At 57.1% G+C, this 18,568-nt stretch carries 15 protein-coding genes; 4 read left to right on the top strand and 11 right to left on the bottom strand.

Features of this window, described 5'->3' with window-relative positions; genetic code table 11:
- Nucleotides 1-62: 62 nt before the first annotated feature.
- Nucleotides 63-578 carry a hypothetical protein gene (locus AC3WJN_RS21635; protein WP_007780329.1) on the top strand — a complete coding sequence of 172 codons (516 nt, stop codon included), beginning with the start codon at nucleotides 63-65 and terminating at the stop codon, nucleotides 576-578.
- Between the two features lie 9 nt (nucleotides 579-587).
- The gene (locus AC3WJN_RS21630) at nucleotides 588-995 is read left to right on the top strand and encodes a hypothetical protein (protein WP_007780332.1); all 408 of its coding nucleotides are present in this window, start codon (nucleotides 588-590) and stop codon (nucleotides 993-995) included.
- A 43-nt stretch (nucleotides 996-1,038) separates the two neighbouring features.
- Here the strand turns inward: AC3WJN_RS21630 and AC3WJN_RS21625 are convergent, their stop codons facing one another.
- From AC3WJN_RS21625 to AC3WJN_RS21615, 3 genes are all read right to left on the bottom strand, one after another.
- The gene (locus tag AC3WJN_RS21625; RefSeq protein ID WP_005830997.1) at nucleotides 1,039-2,310 is read right to left on the bottom strand and encodes a hypothetical protein; all 1,272 of its coding nucleotides are present in this window, start codon (nucleotides 2,308-2,310) and stop codon (nucleotides 1,039-1,041) included.
- A gap of 258 nt (nucleotides 2,311-2,568) precedes the next feature.
- A complete protein-coding gene (locus tag AC3WJN_RS21620; RefSeq protein WP_051353886.1) occupies nucleotides 2,569-3,903 on the bottom strand; it encodes a hypothetical protein in 1,335 nt (444 codons plus the stop codon).
- A 197-nt stretch (nucleotides 3,904-4,100) separates the two neighbouring features.
- Entirely contained in the window at nucleotides 4,101-4,685 is a 585-nt protein-coding gene (locus tag AC3WJN_RS21615) for an LOG family protein (protein ID WP_005831001.1), read from the bottom strand.
- 95 nt (nucleotides 4,686-4,780) lie between these two features.
- Here AC3WJN_RS21615 and AC3WJN_RS21610 point away from each other — a divergent pair, with 95 nt between their 5' ends.
- A complete protein-coding gene (locus AC3WJN_RS21610) occupies nucleotides 4,781-5,095 on the top strand; it encodes a MazG nucleotide pyrophosphohydrolase domain-containing protein (protein WP_007780339.1) in 315 nt (104 codons plus the stop codon).
- 136 nt (nucleotides 5,096-5,231) lie between these two features.
- On the opposite strand, the gene AC3WJN_RS21605 is transcribed toward AC3WJN_RS21610, so the two are convergent.
- Nucleotides 5,232-6,596, bottom strand: coding sequence for an aspartate aminotransferase family protein (locus AC3WJN_RS21605; RefSeq protein WP_005831005.1), 1,365 nt, complete (start codon nucleotides 6,594-6,596; stop codon nucleotides 5,232-5,234).
- 14 nt (nucleotides 6,597-6,610) lie between these two features.
- Entirely contained in the window at nucleotides 6,611-8,119 is a 1,509-nt protein-coding gene (locus tag AC3WJN_RS21600; RefSeq protein ID WP_007780341.1) for a CoA-acylating methylmalonate-semialdehyde dehydrogenase, read from the bottom strand.
- Between the two features lie 165 nt (nucleotides 8,120-8,284).
- On the opposite strand from AC3WJN_RS21600, the gene AC3WJN_RS21595 reads away from it, so the two are divergent.
- Nucleotides 8,285-9,928, top strand: coding sequence for a PucR family transcriptional regulator (locus AC3WJN_RS21595; protein ID WP_005831009.1), 1,644 nt, complete (start codon nucleotides 8,285-8,287; stop codon nucleotides 9,926-9,928).
- Between the two features lie 305 nt (nucleotides 9,929-10,233).
- On the opposite strand, the gene AC3WJN_RS21590 is transcribed toward AC3WJN_RS21595, so the two are convergent.
- The 6 genes from AC3WJN_RS21590 to AC3WJN_RS21565 all read right to left on the bottom strand — a co-directional run bounded on the left by AC3WJN_RS21590 (nucleotide 10,234) and on the right by AC3WJN_RS21565 (nucleotide 18,321).
- A complete protein-coding gene (locus AC3WJN_RS21590) occupies nucleotides 10,234-12,504 on the bottom strand; it encodes a S8 family serine peptidase (protein ID WP_007780345.1) in 2,271 nt (756 codons plus the stop codon).
- A gap of 143 nt (nucleotides 12,505-12,647) precedes the next feature.
- Nucleotides 12,648-15,056: an AAA family ATPase gene (locus AC3WJN_RS21585; RefSeq protein ID WP_007780347.1), complete on the bottom strand. Its 2,409-nt coding sequence runs from the start codon at nucleotides 15,054-15,056 to the stop codon at nucleotides 12,648-12,650.
- 84 nt (nucleotides 15,057-15,140) lie between these two features.
- The gene (locus tag AC3WJN_RS21580) at nucleotides 15,141-16,316 is read right to left on the bottom strand and encodes an MFS transporter (RefSeq protein WP_007780350.1); all 1,176 of its coding nucleotides are present in this window, start codon (nucleotides 16,314-16,316) and stop codon (nucleotides 15,141-15,143) included.
- Nucleotides 16,317-16,398: 82 nt separating this feature from the next.
- Complete coding sequence (locus tag AC3WJN_RS21575; protein WP_007780352.1) at nucleotides 16,399-16,890, bottom strand: MarR family transcriptional regulator; 492 nt, start codon at nucleotides 16,888-16,890, stop codon at nucleotides 16,399-16,401.
- A gap of 131 nt (nucleotides 16,891-17,021) precedes the next feature.
- A complete protein-coding gene (locus AC3WJN_RS21570; protein WP_005836325.1) occupies nucleotides 17,022-17,234 on the bottom strand; it encodes a hypothetical protein in 213 nt (70 codons plus the stop codon).
- 46 nt (nucleotides 17,235-17,280) lie between these two features.
- Nucleotides 17,281-18,321, bottom strand: a complete 1,041-nt coding sequence (locus AC3WJN_RS21565) for a Gfo/Idh/MocA family protein (RefSeq protein ID WP_007780356.1) — start codon at nucleotides 18,319-18,321, stop codon at nucleotides 17,281-17,283.
- Nucleotides 18,322-18,568: the final 247 nt, after the last annotated feature.

Below are 18,568 nucleotides of genomic sequence, written 5' to 3'. Positions count from 1 at the left end.
CATGAATGATTTCACGTCCGAATAGGCTAACAGTAACCACGTCGGCAAAGGAGTCTGTCACGATGAAGGACTACGCCCGCAAAATCGCGCAGGTCAAACAGCAAATCGCAGAGCTTGCCGCGCTGCTTACCGAACTGGAAAACGAGCAACAACGCTATCACGAGCAGTCGGAACAGCGCAAAGCGTACATGTCCTCGCGGGAAATTCTCGAGCTATTGGAGCAAAAGCAGGTCCGCATCGGCAGCATGGCCACGATCAAACGATGGTCGGATCACGGCTATTTGGGCGAGGGCGTGGACGAACGGGAAGCCTTTCCGCTTTTGGCGAGCAAACAGGGCAACAAACGGTTTCTGTATCCGCGCGAGGCGGTGCTGTCGTTTTTGTACGAAAAAGGACTGCTCGTCCCCGCGTACGAAGTGCTGGACCGCGTGCAGCTTCGCCGTGCCAGCCGGGACGCAGACTGGGCATTGGTCACTGCTGTGTCGCGCCGTGACCTGCGCTTTTTCTACCAAGTTCAATTGGAGACAACGGGAGAAGTCGTGCTTCAAGTACCGGAAGAAGAGTTGTTTCTCCCGTAAGGAGGCACTATGGAACTGGCCGTCATCATGCTGGAAAATACCGCGGACAATCAGGAGTTGTCCCGACAAATTCGCGATTTTCACAAAAAAAAGGGGCAGCCCCTCGCCATTCGTTTCAGCGAAGAACTGACCCATATTATTTTGGAAGCGCCTTGCCTGTACATACCGGACCCGGCGCAGCTCGATCCGCGCACGATTGTAGACGGACAAATCCGCGAGAGCGGCGGACACGGGGAAATTCACCCGCGCCACAAAGGAAAGACCGTCAACCTGCACCTGGATTCCGAGCTGGTTGCAGAGCTGGAGCAAATTCGCGCGCTCGTCAGCAGCAAGACACAGCATGAGGTAATCCGCGAGCTGTTCGTGCGCGGCATGCGCGCGTATTTGGCGGAAAAGGAAGGCGAGCAAAGCGAATGAACAGACAGCGGTTTGGTCACCTCCAGTACACGTGGAGGTGGCTTTATTTTTTCCAGGCAAGGAAGACGCGCTCCCCGGCAAGCTGGTATTGCACGGTGTACGTGCGGCTGTCCGCGCTCACGAACGCAATCTCCTTTTTCGCCAGGTCGAGATGCGTTTCGTTGACGTCAAACATCGTGATCGGCGCCGCCTGCTGCTCGTCCCAGGACAAAATGACAGTCGCCTTTTGCGTGGGTACATGGTAGACACCAGCCCCCATCATCGTTTCGTAATAGATCCAGTTGTTGTCCAGCCAGACGGCTTTATTCACGTAATGCCCCGGAAACAACTGGGCGACGGGCTTGTCATTCGGATCGTAAAAACGGATGCTGGCGGAACTGTAGAGAACTTCCGAGTCGATGACCGCCACCGTTTTTCGGTCCGGCGCAAAAATCCCTTCGCTTTTCGCTTGCAAAAGATTGGCCTTTTCCTGCTCGATTCGTTGCTTTTCGGCCACAAACAGCGCATCTTCCGGGGAGATGCTCACATAGGGAAGCTTCGCCAAGGCAGGCAGCGCGTCTTTTGCCGGAAAATTGCTGTAGATCGTCAATGTCGCCTCTTCCGGCGCACCGTCGTAGGCGATTCCTCTGGACGGATACTCCCAGGCATACGTGCCGATTCCGTGCAGATGGTAAGTAAAATCAGGCTGACCCCAGGCGGCAAAAATCGAAAAAGGCCCGGAAGCAGCCGGCTCGGCGAGCTTTTCGCCATACGCTTGCAAATGCTGCGCCATATCGACGAGCGCCCGCGTGTCGGGAACGCGATCGCGGCGATAGAGGGAAAACGCCTTCGCTTTTTGCTCGGCAAACGTGACAAACAAGTAGTAATCCTGGTAAGAATAGCCGATCAGCCCGTACTCCTGTTCTGTGAAGGCTGGCGTGCCCAGCTTGCGCAAAATCTCCTGCTGCGACGTCTGAACGGTAATGCCCGGAACGATTTCTCCCTTGAAGCCAGGCTCTGCCAACACCCCGAACGCTCGCCCGTTTTCATCCCACTTGACGGCAATCCCCGCCTGATAATACACATAATCGTCGAACGACTTGACGGCTTGTCCCAAAAATTTGCCCAGCGCGTCCTGTTGCCATTGGCCGCCCTGGAACGCGTGGACGAGCGAAACTTGCGCCAGCTCCTGCGCAGCATTCGCTTGACCTGTTGCGGTCTGGCTCGGCGCAGTCTGTTGCAGGCCCGTCGCCACGCTGGCTGCCGAACCGATTGCCGTTGCGGTTGCAGCCAAACTAAAGCTCGTAAGCAAAAGAAACACATATTTCGCGAACACGGTAGTCCCTCCCCGATCAGCCTTTCCTTGTCTATCTATCCCAGTTTAGCAAAACATGCCGGATTTTTGCGAACATTTTCTCTTTGTTTGTCCCTTGTGAAAATGGCCACTGCTGGACAGCCTGAAGCTTTTGCCAGCGGGTTATACGTTAGTGCTCCATCCGGATCAGCGGGCGAGCGAAAAAAGCCTTGCTTCCCACTGCTTGGGCAAAGCAAGGCTTTTCGCTATTTATCCGATCCTCTCCGTTGACGGACAGGCTTATTTCGATTCGCCGTGGAGGTAGTTGTAGAATGGCTGGTCAACCCAGAACTTGTACGTTTCCACGTTCAGCTTGTCGCTCAGTTTTTTCAGGCCCGCCACCACTTTTGGCGACTCTTCGTTCAGGGAGAACGACTGGACGATGTAGCGGCCTTCCTTGATGACGTTGTTCGTAATGATCGGATAGTCTGCCAGCTCCGTGCGGGAGTGGTAGAGCGGCTGCCACCAGGACGCTTTCAACAGCCCTGTTACGTCTTCCTGGTTTCTTTTCGCGTATTTCAGCACCAATGGCTGGAAGCGCTCCTTCTCCTCCTTGCTCGCAAACTCGAAGCTCAGGTCGTATTCTTTTGCATAGGCGATAAAATTGCCGTTTTCGATTTGCACGACCTGGTAGTCATCCGACTCGGTCGGCTCGCCCCACTCTTTCAAATAGATGAAGGCGGATGTTTTCGGCTCGAACTGGACTTTGGCGTCGATGCCTTCACTTTTCAACAGGCCAATCAGTTGAATGGCGTGCGCGATATCGCTGTGTCCGTAAGTAATGGTGCGCTCCGGATCAAAGTGCGGATCGAAGGCAGCATCCTTCAGGTTGTAACCGGTAATCAGGTTTTGCTTGAGGCCCGTGTCGATGATCTGTTGCAGCTCTCCTGCCTTGATAATCGACGATTCGCTCCAGGCTTGCGCGAGCTTGCCGTAAATGTCCGCCTCTTGCACGCTGCCTAGGTAGTTTTTGTAGTCGCCGTGGAACTCCACGACTTTCCCCAATAGTTGGACAGCCAGCTCTCCGGTCGTGTCCCCGTCTGCCTTGATCGCGGCCAGCGTGCTCGCGGACACAAGCCCGGTGTCAAGGGCAACCGCTACTTCCTGTGCGGCCTGCAGGGAGAGCGCTCCACCCTTTTGGTAGGAAATGCCCGCCGCTTTCAGCGACGCTGCCACTTTATCCTCGCTGTACGTGTAAGCCAGCTCGGACAAGTCCGCTGCCTTCACAGCCGCGCTGATGGCTTCCCAGGCTGCGATTTTCGTCGCTTGCGCCTGCGCTTCGGGAACGTAGGCTTTCGCGCTCGCTTCTTTTTCCGTTATACTTTGGGTAGCCGCAACTACCTTGGCGAGTGCCTGGGAAAATTGCCCGCGCGTCACCGCCTTGTCAAGCGAGATGCCGTATTGCTGCAACAAAAAGCTGCCGTACTCTGCCTCGGCCGATGCGCTCGCCGCTTCTTTGGCCAAGACTGCCACAGGCTGATTCGCAGCCGCTGCTCCCGCTGTCGCCGGGAGAACCAGCGCAGCGATGAGCGCCGCTTTGTGGGAAAGCTGAAGCCACTTGTTCGATTTCATCATGACGGTTCCTCCTTATGTATGAAGCCCAAACATATTATTACTATTCCTATGCGTTCACTAGGATATATTGTCATCTACCTTATCACCTGTTCTTACGGTGTGTCAATCCTTTCTAGTTCAACGCAAAAACGCCCTTCCGCCAAGCAAAAAAGCAGCTCGCTCCATCTTCCAATGCGAACTGCTTTTTTTCAACGCAACTACTTCTCGGTCAACTCCGACCATTTGTTCACTTTGACGGGCGGCTTGTAGTCGCGCAGACGGTCGAGCAAAACAGCCGGATCGCTCTCGCACACGACCAGCTCTCCTTGCATCCGCGGGATGAAGCCTTCCTCTGTAGCGTGCTGCACCATTTCCATCAGCGGCGTATAGAAGCCGTCCACATTCAACAACCCGATCGGTTTCGAGTGAAGCCCGATCTGCCCCCAGCTCACCACTTCAAAAATTTCTTCAAACGTGCCGTAGCCCCCGGGCAAGGCGATAAAGCCATCGGACAAATCGTTCATCTTCGCTTTGCGCTCGTGCATCGTGACGACTTCATGCAGCTCTGTCAGACCCGTATGTACGATCTCGCCGCGAAACAGTCCGGTCGGCATGACACCGATCGCTTTGCCGCCGCCTTCGAGCACCGTATTCGCCACTCGTCCCATCAGCCCCATGTTGGAGCCGCCGTAAACCAGTTCCAGCTCTCTTGCAAGCAGTTCTCTCCCCAGCGCTTCTGCATATTGGGCATAAGCCGGATTTACGCCTGGATTGGAACCCGCAAACACACAGATACGTTTCATGCCATCCTCCTGGATCCATTAAAGTTGAGTGGCTTTCGTCACCACTTTTTGGTGTATAGTACAATTATACAAAAATCTAGAAGGGACAGATACATGTGAATATCACGGAATTTCAGAAATGGGTAGGAGATTTTTACGAGGAGCGGGGCTGGACGCAGTACGGGCCGTTTATTCGCGTAGGCTTTCTCATGGAAGAAGCCGGCGAGCTTGCCCGCGCCGTGCGCGCCATCGAAATCGGGCGCGATCGGCCGGACGAAGGGGAAAAACAGGCGGACGAAGCGCGCCAGGAGCTGGTGGAAGAGCTCGGCGACGTGCTGGGCAACCTGATTTTGCTCGCCAACCAGTACAACATTCCGTTTGAAGAGATTCTCGATGCCCACAAGGCGAAGCTGCAGAAGCGGTACGAGTAGCGGACGGAACGGTTTGTTCGCCTCCGCCGTCGCGAACAGCCAAACATGACAGCAGACGCCCCGGCCTGCAAGTCACACACAGGTACCTGCAAGGGGCGTCTGCTGATTTTTTGCCAAAAGGCTCTATCTCAAACTCCTATTCCAACGTGTCAAACGCTTCCTTCATGACGCGGGCGATAAAGTCGATGTCATCGCTGGTTGTAGAAAAAGGCGGCGACAGAGTCAGCACGTTGTTGAAGCCCGGAATGGTATCGCCGTTGCGGCCGATGATAAGCCCTCGCTTTTTGCACTCGCCGATGACCTGCGTGAGCTTCGCAGGCGCGGCGGGTTCTTTCGTTTTGCGGTCCTCGACCATTTCGATGCCCATCAAAAAGCCGAAGCTGCGAATGTCGCCTACATTCGGGTGATCGGCCAGGAAGGCGAGCTTGGCACGCAATTCGTCCCCCAACTGCTCGGCGCGCTCCACCAGCTTTTCCTCTTCCATGATCTCCAAGTTTTTCAATGCGAGCGCACAAGCCGCCGGATTTCCGCCAAACGTGTTGACGTGGCGGAAATGCAGGTTGTTGCCCTGCTCGTTGAACTTGTCGGCGATTTCGGCGCGCACCGCCGTGGCCGACAGCGGCAGGTAGGCGCTCGTAATGCCTTTGGCCATCGTGACGATATCCGGCTTGATCCCGAAGTTTTGGTGGCCGAATTTTTGGCCGGAGCGGCCAAAGCCGCAGATGACCTCGTCGACGATCATCAACACGCCGTACTTGTCGCAAATCTCCCGCACCTTCGGCATGTATTCCGGCGACGGCACGAGCACGCCCCCGCCTGTAATCGTCGGCTCCATGATGACGGCGGCGACGGTTTTTTCGCCTTCCCAGTTGATGACCTGATCGAAGTATTGCGCGCATTCCAGATTGCATTTGCCGTACGACTTGCCCGCAGGACAGCGGTAGCAATAAGGCGGCGGCACGTGCAGGAACCCTGGCGCGAGCGGCTCGTACTTTTCTTTGCGCACAGCCTGGCCCGTGGCAGCGAGCGCGCCCATCGTGTTGCCATGGTAGGCGCGGTGCCGCGAGATGAATTTGTAGCGGCCCGGCTCGCCGTTCTGGTGGTGGTATTGGCGGGCGATTTTGAACGCGACCTCGTTTGCCTCCGATCCGCTATTGGAGAAAAAGACGCGATACTCCTCGCCCAGCCACTCGCTCACTTTTTCCGCGAGGCGAATGGCCGGCACGTGACTTTGCGTCAGCGGGAAGTAGGCGAGCTGTTTCAACTGCTCATAGGCGGCATCTGCCAACTCCTGCCGACCGTACCCGACGTTGACGCACCACAGGCCGGACATGCCGTCCAGGTAGCGGTTGCCGTCGATATCGGTGATCCAGGAGCCTTTTGCGCCTGTCACGATCATCGGATTCGGGTTGTAGGGCGACATGTGATGCCACATGTGCTCGCGGTCGGCCGCAAGCAGGCTGTCCTTGTCGTACTCTTGCAACAGTTGATCTTGCTCCATCGCCTAAGCCTCCTTTATTTTACGAACACTTTTTGCGAGCCGATGCTCGTATCGCCATCTTCGAACCATCTGGAGGTAACCGTCTTTTTCTTCGTGTAAAACAGGACGCCGTCCTTGCCGTTTGCATGCAGGTCGCCGTAAAACGATTCTTTCCAGCCCGAGAAGGCGAAGAAGCCCATTGGCGCAGGCACGCCCACATTGACGCCGACCATGCCGGCCTCCACGCGCTGCACGAACTCCCTGCCCCATTTTCCGTTGTTGGTATAAATCGTCGCACCGTTGCCAAAGCGGGAGCGGCTAATCGTTTCCAGGCCCTCTTCAAAATTTTTCACGCGCATGACGCTGAGCACAGGCGCGAAAATCTCGTCGCGCACGATGACCATTTCCGCATCGGCCTGGTCAAAAATCGTCGGGCCGAGGAAGTAGCCTTTTTCGTGCTGCTTCGCATCCTCCCGTCCGTCGCGCACGAGCGCAGCACCGGATGCGAGCCCTTTTTCAATGTAGCTGTGCACTTTGGCCAAATGCGAATCGCGAATGACCGGACCGAGATCGACGCCTGCGTCAAGCCCGTTGCCCATCACAAGCGCGTTGGATTCTTCGATCAGGTGCGCCACCAGCTCGTCAGCGATGTCCTCGACAGCGACGACCGCGCTCGCCGCCATGCAGCGCTCGCCCGCACAGCCAAACGCCGAACTGACGATCGTTTTCGCTGCCCGCTTCAGGTCGGTGTCCGGCATGACCAGATGGTGGTTTTTCGCGCCAGCCAGCGCCTGCACCCGTTTGCCATGGGCGGCGGCTGTCTTGTACACGTACTCCGCCACAGGCTGCGAGCCTACGAACGAGATCGCCTTCACATCCGGGTGTTCCAGCAGCCCGTTGACGACATCGTGGGCGCCGTGCACGACATTGAACACCCCGTCCGGCAAGCCCGCTTCCTTCAGCAGCTCCGCGATGCGAATGCAGGACAGCGGCGTGCGCTCCGACGGCTTGAGGACGAACGTATTGCCCGCGGTAATCGCGATCGGATACATCCACATCGGAACCATCACAGGGAAATTGAACGGGGTAATCCCGGCCACGACGCCCAGCGGAAAGCGAATCGCCTGGCTGTCGATATTCGCCGCGATATTGGGCAGCGTCTCGCCCATGAGCAGCGTCGGCATCCCGCACGCAAACTCGACCATTTCCAGCCCGCGCAACAGCTCTGCCTGTGCTTCCGGAAGGTTTTTGCCGTTCTCCAGCGTAATCATCCGCGCCAGCTCGTCCTCGTGCTTCACCAGCAGGCTGTGAAAACGAAACATGATGCGCGCCCGATCCACGACCGGAGTCGCGCTCCACCCTGCGAAAGCTTCCTTCGCGGCGGCAACGGCCTTGTCCACGTCTTCTTTCGTCGACAGCGGCACGCGGGACAATAGTTCGCCCGTCGCCGGGTTGGGCACGTCCTCAAAGCGGGCTGCCTGCGATTCCACCCATTGTCCCCCTACGTAATTCTTCAATGGATTTCCAACAGCGGCTGTGTTCATCCTTTCAACTCCTTGCGATCATTTGTTTGACAATTCCATTTTATCCAAAAATAAAACCACTCATCACTAGACAAAATGACAATCATTCGGTAGGATTCATCATACATCATGTCAATTGCCCGTCCTCGGATCGTTTGTGGAAGACGGGCAGATAGGGGGCTGCTTATGAGCAATGACTGGCGACTGACCATCGCCGAGGCGATCAAACGTCCGTTGTTTCGGCACGCCGAGGTCGTGGCGGGCCACCGGGGCCTGGCCCGGCCTGTGCGTTGGGTTCACGTTCTGGAGACGGCCGATACGGGCCAATTTTTAAATGGCGGCGAGCTGATTCTCTCCACCGGACTCGGCTTCGGCGAGGCGAAAGAAAAGCGGCTCGCCTATTTGGCCGAGTTGATCCGGCGCAAAGCGTCCGGCTTGTGCGTGGAGCTGGGAGTGTACATCCCGTCGATTCCGGCGGACATGCTGGAGATGGCCAACCACCACGAGTTTCCGCTCATCGTCTTCCATCAGCCTGTGCGCTTCGTCGATATTACGCAAGATTTGCACGAGCATCTCATCAATCGGCAAATGCAGGCGCTGCGCGACCTCGAAGCGTATTCCCGCGGCTTGCAGCAGCTCAGCCTGCAGGCGGCGGGCATCCCCAAGCTGCTCCAGCATTTCCAGTCCGCAGTGCAAACCCAGGTGCTGTTTTACTCGCCAGACGTCGCTGCCCAGTACGTTCCGGCCTTGCCGCACGCAGTCCAACTGGAGATGACCGAGCTGATGCGCGCTCATTTTGCGCAAGCAGACACGAACGACGCCAGCGTCCGCTTTCACGCGTTGTCACAGACCAAGCAGTTGATCTATCAGCCGGTGATGGCAATGGGCCACCTGCTGGCCTACGTCGGACTGATCTTGTACGAGCGCGAGGCAGACGAGTATTTGCTGTTGACGCTGGACAACACCGTCTCGGCAATGGCCCAGTTTTTCCTGCGCAAAATGTTTGCCGAGGAACAGACGCGCGCCATGGAAAACCGTCTGTTCGACGAACTCATCGCCAACCGCGCGATGCCCGAGGAGCATATGCGCACGTTGCTCGGCCTGTCCGGCAGCAGCAAGGCGCCTGCATACTACACGCTCATCATGTCTTGCGAAAAAAACACCGACCAGACAGACGATGCCCTCCCGCCGCACGATCTGACGGCGATATTCCGCTCACTGCTGACGCGGCAAGGCTTTCGGCCGTTCATCCGCTGCACGGGCAACCGCTTCTACGTTTTGCTGATCGACCAAAAGACAACGGCGAACGCACGGCGGGCGCTGGAAAAGGCGTGGGCAGACATGAAGCGGATCGCCGGACAAATGCTCGGAGCGGACGCCAGGATTTGCTGCGGGATCGGGCGGGTGGGCAAACGGTTGTCTGACGCCGGAAGACACTTGGCGGAAGCGGAGCAGGCCCTCGCTTTTCAGCGCGAAGCGACGAGCCCTTTTTTCACGGACCTTGGCTTGTTTCGCCTGCTGTTTCATATCCCGACCGAGCCTGTGCTGGCGAGCTTCATCGCGGACTATCTGGGCCCGTTGCTTGCGCACGACCAAAAGCATGGCTCCGCCCTCGTGCACACGCTGCGCGTCTACCTCGACGCCAACTTGTCTAAACAGGAGGCTGCCGAGCGCTTGTTCATTCACCGCCAGACGCTCTACCACCGCCTGGAAAAAATCGCGGAGCTGCTCGGGGACGACTACGCCTCCCCGGAGCGCCGCATCTGTCTGGAGATCGCCCTGCGCGCGCGGGAATGGCTGCAAAAAGAAGAGGGAGGCGTCCTTGCGTAAAAAAGGCCAGCTCCCGTGCCGTTCACCGTTTGCGCAGCGACGTTGGACAACCAGGCATTCGCCCTTTTTGCCGACGCTCTCGCCGCCTTTTGGGCAAAGACGCATTTTGACCACCACACATCTGAAAGCGGATGAGAAAACTTGGCTGCGCCAATGGCCAGGCGCTGCCTTACTTGCCCTTATACCGATAAGAAGCTTATGCATTCTTATCTGTACAAAAAAAGACACAGCCCTTCGCTCGCGCCAAGAGCAAAGGCTGTGTCTTTTCCGTTTATTCATCGCGCTCGCCACGCTGTCGGGAGTAACTAGCGCTTTTTCGTTCGTCCCGGATACCGCAAGTCCATGCGAAAATTCGCTTCTTTGCCGTCCGCAAGCTCCACTCGCACCTTGTACAGACCGGACTTCGGCAGCTTCACCGACAGCGCTTCGGGATTGTCCGTCCCCGTCGCGACAGCCAGCTCCTTCTTGTTGTTGTCGTACACGTACACTTGCAGGTCCGCTTCCTCGTCCCATTCCAGCGACAAGCTCATCTCTCCCGCTACAAAGCTGCGGATGACGTACTCCTTGTAAGGAGTCTTTTTGTTCAGCGTCCCTTTTTTCCATTCGCTTCTGATCTCATAGTCTTCGTTGCCCTCTTGGCCGCTGTTGTCGTCATCCTCTTCCTGGCCGTCTTCGTCCTCATCCTTGACCTTCGCCCATTTCCCGGTCGTGGCGATGGCGTACGGCTGCGGGCCTTTTGGAATGTTGTAGCCTTCCACGGTCACGGTGTACGTCCCTTTTTCCGGCTGCAAAATCCAAATCTGCTCGACGTTGTTCAGGTTGTCTACCTGGTCGTCGTACGGCGCTTCGAAAAAGTCGTTTCCGTTCAGGCGCTCGCCGCTCGGGGTCGTGACCTTCAGATTCAAGTCGTTGACCAGAGTGCGCCGGGCGGCAAACGAAGCCGGATAGTCCGTCCAGGCAAGCGTGATCGCAAGCGGCTTCGAGCTGTCTGTCACCTTGACCGCGTACTCGGCCTTTTCGCGCGTCCGCAACCCGTCCTTGACGTCTTTGTAGCTCGTCTGGATCGCCTGCTCCAAGTTCGCCCGTCCGAAGCCTTGCTTGCGCATGTCTTCGCCGAGATCATCCGCGCTCGTCAACAGCATCGCTTTGAGCAGGGCACCGCTCGGCTCCTTCTCCCCCTGCTCGTCCAAATACTGCCGGACTTGCGCGACGCCGCCCGCGAGAATCGGTGTCGCCATGCTCGTGCCGCTCATATAGGCGTAGTAGTCGTTGAAGCGCTTGTCAAAATTTTTGCTCGGCGCAAGCGAAGAGCGGGTCGACAAAATCGACGTGCCCGGAGCCACGATATCTGGCTTCAAACGTCCGTCCGCTGTCAGTCCGCGACTGCTGTCTTCCCATACCTCGTCCTTGTTATCCGAGTGGTCGCCAAGGCTCGGGCGGACGTTTTCCGACGCGCCAACGGCGATCACATTTTTGGCGGTAGCCGGGCTGCCGACGCTCTGATAGCCAGCCACTCCAAAGTTGCCCGCCGCGATCAGCGCGGTCATGTCCGGATGCTCCCACAAAAATCGGTCAAACAAAAACGAGCTTAAACTGTAGGCCCCTTTGTCATTGGCTCCCCACGAATCCGAATGAATCCGGGCGCCGTCCTCGTACGCTTCCTGCAAAATCGTTTCCACGTCGGTCACCAGCTTGCCGCTGCGGTCTTCAATCGAGTGAAAGACGAGCTTCGCGTCGGGAGCCATCCCTTTGTACTGCCCGTTCGATGCCTCGCCTGTGCCAAGAACAGCCCCGGCCACGTGCGTGCCATGCCCGTGCCTGTCGCTGGCATCGTCTTTTCTGCCCATGGCGTACAAGCTTTTGACCTGGCCTTGAAAATCCGGGTGCATCGACTTCAGGTCGCCCGTATCCAGCCCTGTATCCGCTACGCCGACGATCTGTCCCTTGCCAGTGTAGCCTGTAGAAGCCAGCTCGTCCGCATGGATGATCGTCGCTGCGATGTCGTTGTGCAGTTCATTTTCCGGGACAGGGACGATCGCGATGACGTCCTCCGATTCGATAACTTGTCCAATCGCGTCTTCGTTCATCGTGACGATGGAGATATGCGGCGCGATCTTTGGCGACTCGATCTCTTTTATATCTGCTTCATCCGCCAGCCGGCTGACGGTGCGCAGCATGTCCACCTGTTGGTCGAAGCCAATTACGGCTACCTCTACGGCTTTCGTTTTTCCCAGGGTGGATCGCAACTGCGGAGCCAGCTTGGCCTGCGGATGATACGGAATCACTTTTTTCACAAAGGAAAGCCGCTCGATTTCTGCGCGTTGCTCCTCGCGAGCCAGCTTGGCCAAAAAGGCGTAATCCGGTATGTAATCGCCCAGAGTAGCGCCCAAATCTTCCAGTTGTTCTTTCCATTGTTCGCGCACCGGGCCGGACAACTGGATGACGACGAGGTCAGAAGCGCTCCGTCTCGACGATGTTTTCTCTATCGCCAGCTCTTCCTTGGCTTCGATCTCGATATGTCCCCGTCTCTCTCCCTGCTGCTGCCTGGCCTCTGCCGGCAAGCTTGCCAGCAGCATGCTCAAAGCGATTGTTGTCGATAATGTTGCCTGCCATCTTTTTTGCAAAGAAAAACACCCTTCCCCTCATGGCCTTGTTTTTCCATTATACGGGATCGGGTGAATTGTCAAAAGAGTAGGAAGGCAGACGCCTGGGACAAAAACTAGGCTTTTGTCCCATTTTCCTCGCTTTCCCATGTCAGCAACGGTTGAAAGTCGCTCCATAAAAGCGTCGCCAGCAGCTCCTGGTCCCAGCTCTCGCGGGACATGCCCGTAATGCGCAGCGCCTGGTTCTGGATCGCCTCCTGCAAAAGATTGTAGCTGAACCGCCCGTTTCCATGCAGCCGCTGCTCCTGGGACGCTTTTTCCAGCCTTTGCCGAATCGCAGCCACGGCGTTGTCCTCGATCACATAGCCCGCCTTCTGTGCGGCCTGCTCTAAAATTTGCACAAGCTCTTCCACGGAGTAGTCGGGGAAGTGGATGTACTTTTTAAATCGCGACAAAAGTCCCGGATTGCTCAGGAGCAGCCCGTTCATTTCCCCGGAGTAGCCTGCCAGCACCACAACCAGGTTTTCCGCGTGTCTCGTCATTTCCTCGACGAGCGTGTGGACCGCCTCCTGGCCGAAGTCTTGCTGGCCCGGCCCGAGCAGGGCGTATGCTTCATCAATGAACAGCACACCGCCCAACGCCTCGCGCACTTTTCTGCGGGTGAGCGCCGCCGTCTGTCCGACGAAGCCTGCGACCAGATCCGCACGGCTTGCCGTGACGAGGTGACCGCGCTTCAAATACCCGACCTCCTGCAACATTTGCGCGTACAGTTGCGCTACCGTCGTTTTCCCCGTGCCCGGATTGCCTGTAAACACCGCGTGCAGCTCAATCGCGCTCTTGGGCAAGCCTCTGGCCGCCCGCTCCTGCTGCACGGCGACATAGGCGGCGATTTTTTTCAGCTCGGCCTTCACCGCTTCAAGCCCGATCAACGATTGAAGCTGTGCTTCGGCGGACGATTCCGCAGTCGGCTGGGGCGCTTCGCTGACATCCTCCGGCCGCAAAATCGTGAAGTCGTCCCATTGCAGCGCTTTGCCCGCGGTCGCCCGCCCTTTGGCGAATATCGCGTCCAGCACCAGATTGGTGACGGTGCGGGCATTGCCGAACGTATCGTCCACCTGCGCTTTTTCGATGCGCTCCCGCAACGCCGTCTTGGCAGCATCCGTCAGCGTAAAGTCGTTTCGCGCCGCTACCGCGTCCGCAATTTGCACCAGCTCGTCTGCGTCGTAGTCCGGCAAAACAAAGTGGCCTGCCTGCGGAAAGCGGCTGTACAAGCCCGGATTGGCGTACAAAAACTGCCGCATTTCTTCCGGGTAGCCGGCGAGCATGACCACAAACCGTCCGGCGTACTCCCCGCTCGTCATCGCAGCCACCAGCGTGTCAATCGCGTTTTGCCCGTAGTCGCTGCCCGAGCTGTCCGGCCGCTTCAAGCTGTACGCTTCGTCGATGAACAGCACACCGCCGTCTGCCTGCTTGATCGCCTCCATCACCCGCTGCTCCGTCTGCCCGACGTATCCGCCTACCAGATGAGAGCGGTCCACTTCGATCAACTGCCCGTTGGCAAGCAGCCCCAGTTCGTGGTACAGGCGAGCGATCAAACGGGCCAGCGTCGTCTTGCCCGTGCCCGGATTGCCCATCAGCACGAGGTGCAGCGGCAGTTGATCGTGCATGTGCCAGCCTTTTTCCTCGCGCAGTTTCCGGTATTGCAAAAACTGGGCAAGCTGGCGCACTCGCTGCTTGATGTCACGCAGTCCGATCAGGCTCTCCAACTGCTCCAGCGCTGACAGCTTGCTATGGCGCTCGGCTGCAGGCGCTTCGCTGGCGACGTCCGGCTCGTCTTCCGGCAAAAGCTGCACCTTTTCCTGTGCCTGCAAATTCAGGGCGCGAATCGTCTCCTGCAACTGGTTCAACATCTCTGCCGAGAAAAACACGCCGGAGAGCGATGCCCCGTACGATTGGACGCGCTCCAGCAGCTCGGCCAGCAGCCTCTGCCGCCTGCCGTACAGGTCGACCAGACGTTCCGCTGTCGCTCTCGCCTGCTCGTCCCCCAGCTTATGTGCCGTATGCAGCGCTTCTTTGGCAATCGCCTGCCACTGTTCGATTTCCGCTTGGGCGAGCAGCGCTTTTTCGCGCAGCACCTCTACGGCTCGTCTTTTGGCGACGACATTATCCGTCTCGCGAACGGTCGGAAACCCGGTTTCAAATGGATGGCTGCGCAGTTGCGAAAAGGCGAGCCGCAGTTGTACACCCAGTGCGTACAGATCGTTCGGCTTAAGCGACAGCGCCCGCTCCAGCCACTCCTGCGCCAGCGCATAGCCGCCTTTTTTCGCCATGCGCAAAACGGACAGCCTGGTCAGGACCGCCGCTTCTGCCCGATCGCGCTGCTCGTCCGGACTGTCGGTACGTGCCTCTTCTATTTTTTGCAAAAGGGCCAAACATTCGGCCTCTGTGTATGCTTGAATTTGTGCGGGGTCGACCAGCGCGCCTTCTCTGGCAGGCTGCCGATCTCGCTCGTGTTGTTGTTGCATGCTTTTTGCTCCTCCCGCTTTTGTGTCATTCTTTGTTGTAGCACATTTGCAGGTGGAAGAAAAGGTTACGCGGCAAACTTGCCGCTATGCGCTTTTGCCAAGGCGCAGCCCGCCCGCGTTTTTCGCGGCAAACAGAACCGCGAGCACGAGCAGAAGTCCCGCTGCGCCAAACTCCAGCCAGGTGCCGCCCGCTCCGTACATCGCCGCTCCCGCTACGGGTCCCGCCGCCATGCCCATGTAGCGGATCAGGTTGTAGACGCCAATCGCGGTGGCCCGTTCCTGTTCAAACACTTCCGACAAGAGCGTAGTATGCACCGGCATCCCGATTCCGAGCGCCAGAGCGAACAGCGCGCTTGTCACGACGAGCAAGACGAGCGATGCATCTGCTGCCGCCATGAACAAAAAAGTCGCAACAGCGTGCATTCCGGCTGTCCAGACGAGTGCTTTGCGCGATCCCCACCGCTTTTGCACACGGGCAGCCAGCTTGCTGCTAATCATAAAGACAACCGATGTGAGCAAAAACAACAGACCGATTCGCTCGCTGGACAAGTGGTAGCGGTGCGTCAGCTCGACGGGGATGAACAGCAGGAAGCAGTAATACGTAAACATTTGCGCAAAGCCGAGCAAAATCACGGCCGCTCCCGTCGGCTGCCGGAAAATATCGCAGTAGGCGCGCAAGTGAAAGCTTCTCGCGGCTGTCTGGCTGTTTTTCGTCTCCGGCAGCAACAGTCCGTTCCCGATGAGCAAAAGAACTGCGGTTACGGCCAAAAATGCAAAGACAGCCGAATGTCCGCCCACTCCCCCGATCCAGCCGCCGAGCAACGGGCCGATGGCTGGTCCTACCGCCAGCATCATCTGGTACGTTCCCATCGCATTCGCCCGCCCGTTGCCCGCAAACAGGTCGCCAATCATCGTGGCAGCCACAATCGGGATCGCGGCGAAGCCTGCGCCTTGAATCGCGCGAAAAACGAGCAAGGAAGCAATCGAATCAGCCAGATAGCAGCCGACGGAAGCGAGCGCATACAGGACGAGTGCCGGAATCAGCACCTTTTTCCGGCCGAACCGATCCACGAGCGGCCCGTAGACGATCTGCATCACAGCCAGCATGACCGTAAACAGCGAGATTGTCAGGTTGATCCAGTATTCGCTCGTCGCAAACGCCTTTTGCATGGCGGGCAGAATCGGCATAAACAAATTTTGGGCAAACGTTCCGAGCAAAATGGTCACGCCCAACAAGACGAGTACTTTTTTCGCATCCATCTGCGGTTTCACCTCATTCTCACAATTGTGTCCAAGGAAACAATTTACGAAAACGTTAGGGAGAACCCGAATCCGTCTCCCTTCACGTCTCTGCCCAGTTCTTTTCCAGCTCTTTTGTCGCTTCGCCAATGAACCGCGCGACAAACGCCAGCTCTGCTTCGCTGTAGTTGTCCAAAAAGCGGTACACGTTTTTCTCCAGCCGCGCGTGAAAGCTATCGTGAATGCTGTTCACCAGCTCGCCCACTTTGGTCAGGCGGAAAAAAACTTCCTTCTGGTTGTCTTCCAGTTGGTAGCGCTCCAGCAGCCCTTTTTTCAGCAGCTTCACCGTAATTTTCGAAATCGCGCTTTTCGTGACCCCGATGTTTTGCGCAATCGTCGTTACGTTCATCCGGGTATCGCGGCCAATCGCGGAAATGACGTGCAGCTCCGTGACCGAGAGGCTGCCCAGATGCTGGTATTCGGGAATGCTGTTCTGGATGAGGCGCAAGAGCAGCGCTTCGCGGCGTTTGCTCTGCTCCTCCTGTTTATGGAGAAGCGCGAGCCACTGATTCCAAATTTTCGTTTTCTGATCCAATTCAGAAGTCAGCTCCTTTGCCAATCGCCCTTTTGTTTCCTTGGAAACATTTTCACTGTATCACGTTTGAAGACAAGTGGCAAGCAAAAAACCGCAGCCCTGCCGTCCCGAGCTGCGGTCTTGCTTGCGCGTTACCCTTGCACATTTCCCAATTCCACGTCGGCGGCAAAATGGGCGCGCGCAGACTCCAGCACTTCGCCTTCCGAGCCTGCCGAAATTTTATAGTTCGCAACCACCTTTTTGCCGTTTCGCACCTGCACGTTGTACTGCGAATCGCCATCGTATGTGCATTCGCACTGATAGTCCTTGCCGTTGACCTGAATGTTTCCTTCCACAGCGGTCACACCTCCCCTCCTAGTGTGACCAACGCTCTTCTCCCTCATGCTACGATCAGACAAAAAGCTCGACGCTTCTCCCCGTCGCAGCGGACTCCATCGCCGCTTCGATAATGCGCAAGGCGTACAGCCCGTCTTCTCCTGTCACCGCCGGAGCAGTTCCCGTGCGAATCGCCTCGACAAACGCGTCGATGACGCCACTTTTGGTCTGTGCGTCATTGGTCTGCATCGCACCGATCTGGTAAACCGCTCGCTCGCCGCCTGCGGTCACGACCTCGATGTCCTTTTGCGGGTCGGCAAAAATTTTCATGATGCCGCGCTCGCCGTATAAAATCGTGCTGTTGTCCTCATCACCGTAATAGCTCCAACTGAACGACGCCGTGCCTACTGCGCCCGACTGCGTTTTCAGGAGGCATACCATATGGTCGCACACCTCGATGGGCTGGCCCTGTTCGTCTTTTTTGTCCAGGACGTCTGCAAACGCGCTGACCTGAACGATCTCGTCCTGGAGCAAATAGCGCAGCAGATCCACCTTATGAATGCCCAAATCGCCTGCCACTCCGAGCGCTGAGCGCGCTTTTTTGAAAAACCACGTGCCTTTTGTCCGATTGGCGCTCCAATACTCCGGACCTTTATGCCCGAAGCTCGTCTTGAACGAAAGAATTTTTCCCAGCTCGCCTGCCGCGATCAGTTGCCGCGCCTTTTGATGGGCGGGTACGAGGCGCTGGTTGTGGTCGACCATCAAAATCTTCCCCGAAGCGCGCGCTGCGGTGAGAATCTTCTCCGCCCCCTCGCTCGTCGTCGCCATCGGCTTTTCGCACAGCACATGCTTCCCGGCGAGCAGCGCCTGTGTGGTGATGATGTGGTGCATCTCGTTTGTCGAGCAGTCGCTGATCGCTGCAAGTTCCGGATGGTGGACGACTTCTTCCCAACTGCCAGCTACTTGTCCGCCGTACTGGGCTGCCAGTTTTTGCGCGCGCTCGGGATTGGGGTCGTAGACGAGGTGGATTTGTGTGTACGGATTGCTGCTGTACTCAGGCGCATGGCGATGCGTAGCGATCGAACCGCAGCCGATAATGCCGACTTTCAATGTCACGGTATCCTCTCCCCTTTTTCCTGGTTCCTGTCCGCCTTTTGACAGAAGCAAGGCTGAAGTCGCAGATTGTCCAGCTTGTCGGTAAATCATTTCGCAATATTCTCATTATACAGATATTTGCTCCATTGGAAAACTTCGCTTCGGCCCGCTTTTTTGTCGTGGCATGCGACTAAGAAAAACAGTCAGGGAAAAACGCCCTGACTGTCCTTTTTTGCGCTAGAGGATATCCGAAAGTTTGTATTCATAG

The organism is Brevibacillus sp. FW306-2-1A-C05A, assembly GCF_058781555.1.
The sequence above is the reverse complement of the archived record's forward strand: the minus strand, read 5'-3'. Positions and strand labels throughout refer to the sequence as shown.

Excerpts from the sequence above, each read along its gene's own strand:
- AC3WJN_RS21595 (WP_005831009.1), top strand. The coding sequence starts at position 8,285 with ATGAGCAATGACTGGCGACTGACCATCGCCGAGGCGATCAAACGTCCG.
- AC3WJN_RS21590 (WP_007780345.1), bottom strand. The coding sequence starts at position 12,504 with ATGCTGCTGGCAAGCTTGCCGGCAGAGGCCAGGCAGCAGCAGGGAGAG.
- AC3WJN_RS21580 (WP_007780350.1), bottom strand. The coding sequence starts at position 16,316 with ATGGATGCGAAAAAAGTACTCGTCTTGTTGGGCGTGACCATTTTGCTC.
- AC3WJN_RS21630 (WP_007780332.1), top strand. The coding sequence starts at position 588 with ATGGAACTGGCCGTCATCATGCTGGAAAATACCGCGGACAATCAGGAG.
- AC3WJN_RS21600 (WP_007780341.1), bottom strand. The coding sequence starts at position 8,119 with ATGAACACAGCCGCTGTTGGAAATCCATTGAAGAATTACGTAGGGGGA.
- AC3WJN_RS21635 (WP_007780329.1), top strand. The coding sequence starts at position 63 with ATGAAGGACTACGCCCGCAAAATCGCGCAGGTCAAACAGCAAATCGCA.
- AC3WJN_RS21585 (WP_007780347.1), bottom strand. The coding sequence starts at position 15,056 with ATGCAACAACAACACGAGCGAGATCGGCAGCCTGCCAGAGAAGGCGCG.
- AC3WJN_RS21620 (WP_051353886.1), bottom strand. The coding sequence starts at position 3,903 with ATGATGAAATCGAACAAGTGGCTTCAGCTTTCCCACAAAGCGGCGCTC.
- AC3WJN_RS21605 (WP_005831005.1), bottom strand. The coding sequence starts at position 6,596 with ATGGAGCAAGATCAACTGTTGCAAGAGTACGACAAGGACAGCCTGCTT.
- AC3WJN_RS21615 (WP_005831001.1), bottom strand. The coding sequence starts at position 4,685 with ATGAAACGTATCTGTGTGTTTGCGGGTTCCAATCCAGGCGTAAATCCG.